At 67.9% G+C, this 2,469-nt stretch carries 4 protein-coding genes; 1 reads left to right on the plus strand and 3 read right to left on the minus strand.

Annotated elements, in window-relative coordinates; genetic code table 11:
- Both AC30N0_RS09985 and AC30N0_RS09990 read right to left on the minus strand, forming a co-directional pair.
- Nucleotides 1-638: UDP-galactopyranose mutase (locus AC30N0_RS09985; protein WP_489517771.1), on the minus strand; the 638-nt coding region annotated here is incomplete at its 3' end.
- Nucleotides 639-764: 126 nt separating this feature from the next.
- Nucleotides 765-1,259, minus strand: a complete 495-nt coding sequence (locus tag AC30N0_RS09990) for a hypothetical protein (protein ID WP_489517773.1) — start codon at nt 1,257-1,259, stop codon at nt 765-767.
- On the opposite strand from AC30N0_RS09990, the gene AC30N0_RS09995 reads away from it, so the two are divergent.
- Nucleotides 1,245-2,081 carry an SDR family oxidoreductase gene (locus AC30N0_RS09995; protein ID WP_489517772.1) on the plus strand — a complete coding sequence of 279 codons (837 nt, stop codon included), beginning with the start codon at nt 1,245-1,247 and terminating at the stop codon, nt 2,079-2,081. The two genes, AC30N0_RS09990 and AC30N0_RS09995, sit on opposite strands and share 15 nt — an antisense overlap.
- Nucleotides 2,082-2,103: 22 nt before the next feature.
- Here AC30N0_RS09995 and ligD read toward each other — a convergent pair.
- Nucleotides 2,104-2,469: non-homologous end-joining DNA ligase LigD (gene ligD, locus AC30N0_RS10000; RefSeq protein WP_489517770.1), on the minus strand; the 366-nt coding region annotated here is incomplete at its 5' end.

Genomic DNA, 2,469 nt, shown 5'->3' on the forward strand with positions numbered 1-2,469 from the left:
ATGTTCGGATGCGAGAGCATCTTCTCGAACATGCGCGTGTAGCCGTTCTTCGGCATCGCCTGGAAGGTGTCGGCGAAGTAGCGGTCGTCGCGGTTGGTGCGCGTTGGCACGCGCGCCGTCACGCTCGCGTCGAGCTCGGACGGGTCGAGCCCCCACTGCTTTCGCGTGTAGTTGCGGAAGAACTTGTTGTACAGGTCGCGGCCGACCTTGCTGACGACGACGTCCTCCGAGGTGAGGATCTTGTCCTTCTTCTCGGCCACCGACTCGAACCACTTCTCCATCTCGAAGGAGGTGAGGCTCAGGCCGTACAGGCTGTTGACGGTGTCGAGGTTGATCGGGATCGGCACGTTCTTGCCGTCGACGCTGGCCAGCACGCGGTGCTGGTACGGGCGCCACTCGGTGAACTGCGACAGGTAGTCGAAGATGTCGGCCGAATTCGTGTGGAAGATGTGCGGGCCGTACGGGTGGATCAGGATGCCGGCGTCGTCGTGCCGGTCGTAGGCGTTGCCGCCGATGTGCGGCCGCTTGTCGATGATGAGCACCCGCTGGTTCAGCTGGGTCGCCAGGCGCTCGGCGAGCACGCTGCCGGCAAAGCCGGCACCGACGATCAGGGTATCGAAACCGGCCTGGCCGGGGATGGCGCGCGAAGCTGCCGATTGAAGGACCGCACTGCTCTTGTCCACGAAGGTCCCTCGATAGGTTGGGTAGGGTGAATGAAGGTTGTCGTCGGGGGCAAGCAGCGTGCCTGCGACCCCCCGCGATTACTAGGCCCCGGGCGTGTCGCCTTTTGCGCCGCGCAGGTTGTCCGCGTAGGCTTTGTCGGTTGCTTCGGAACGGCTGGTGTCCACCTTGCCGCTCTCCGCGTCCTTCTGGGCCTGTTTCATGATGTCGCGCGGCGCGCTGCGACCGCTGTCGCTCGACTCGTCGCGCTCGTGCGGCATGCGCGGCACGGCCTCGCCGTCCTTCGCGGAGCGGGTGGTGCTTTCGGGCGTGGGTTTGGGGGAGGTGGCCATGCCGTGTTGAAGCAATCCGCATGCCGCGCGGGCATTCGGCTTGCCGGACCGTGCACGGCGAATTCGCCCGCCCACCAGCACCGAGACATGAACGACACCGAAGAGGCCGTCAGCAAGCAGATTCGCATCCAGCAGGAGCAGGATGCGAAAGACGAGAGCAGGAAGACGGACGGCAAAGGCGGCGGGGACGAAGGCGCCGTCCAGGCCGGTGCCCGCGCGCAGCCCGAGAAGCTGCCCGCGCAGCATCAGCAGAAGCCGGGCAGCGAGGCCGAACTCGAGCTCAAGCCGCAGTTCATGGCGCCCGACTACAAGGGCAGCGGCAAGCTCGAGGGCATGACCGCCATCGTCACCGGCGCCGACTCCGGCATCGGCCGTGCCGTCGCCGTGCTGTTCGCACGCGAGGGCGCCGACGTGACCGTGGCCTACCTCGACGAGCACGAGGACGCCGAGAAGACGAAGCAGTGCATCGAGGCCGAGGGCCGACGCTGCCTGCTGATGCCAGGCGACGTGAAGGACCGGGCGGTCTGCGACCGCATCGTCGCCGAGACGGTGCGCACCTTCGGCAAGCTCGACGTGCTGGTGAACAACGCCGCCTTCCAGGAGCACGCCTCGTCGATCGAGGACATCACCGAGGAGCGCCTCGACGAGACCTTCCGCACCAACATCTACGGCTACTTCCACATGGCGCGCGCCGCCCAGCCGCACCTGAAGGAGGGCGCGTCGATCATCAACACCGGCTCGGTCGTCGGCCTGCGCGGCAGCGCCCGGCTGCTCGACTACTCGGCGACCAAGGGAGCGATCCACGCCTTCACCAAGTCGCTGGCGCAGAACGTCATCGACAGGGGCATCCGCGTCAACGCGGTCGCGCCGGGCCCGGTGTGGACGCCGCTCAACCCGGCCGACTCGCCGGCCGACAAGGTGGCCGCGTTCGGCCAGGACAGCGACATGAAGCGCGCAGCCCAGCCCGAGGAGCTGTCGCCGGCCTACGTGTTCCTGGCCGCGCCGGTGTGCTCGGGCTACATCACCGGCATCGTACTGCCGGTGACGGGGAGCGTCGGCGCGATCTGAGCCGGCGCCGCGAGCGCAGCGCTCACGGGCGCGCGAAGGCGAGCGCCTTCATCGCCCTGGCGAGCGTCTGCTTCGTCTTCGCGTAGTCGGCCCACGGGTCGACGCGCTCCTCGATACGCTCGTGCACGCTGCCGAGCTTCCAGTGGTCGCCGGCCGTCACGGCCTTCAGCTCGTCCCACGCGCACGGCACCGACACGCCCAGGCCGGGCCGGGCCCGCAGCGACCAGGCGCACACGGTCGTCGCGCCGAAGCCGTTGCGCAGGTAGTCGACGAAGATCTTCCCGACGCGGTTCTTCGGCCCGCTCTTGGCGACGAAGCGATCCGGGATGACCTCGGCCAGGTGCTCGACGATGCGCTTCGACAGCGCCTTGACGGTGTCCCAGTCTTC

The organism is Rhizobacter sp. (assembly GCF_031412495.1).
In the GTDB taxonomy this organism is placed as follows: domain Bacteria; phylum Pseudomonadota; class Gammaproteobacteria; order Burkholderiales; family Burkholderiaceae_C; genus Schlegelella_A.

Coding starts and splice junctions, on each gene's coding strand:
- AC30N0_RS09990 (WP_489517773.1), bottom strand. CDS start 1,259: ATGCTGCGCGGGCAGCTTCTCGGGCTGCGCGCGGGCACCGGCCTGGAC.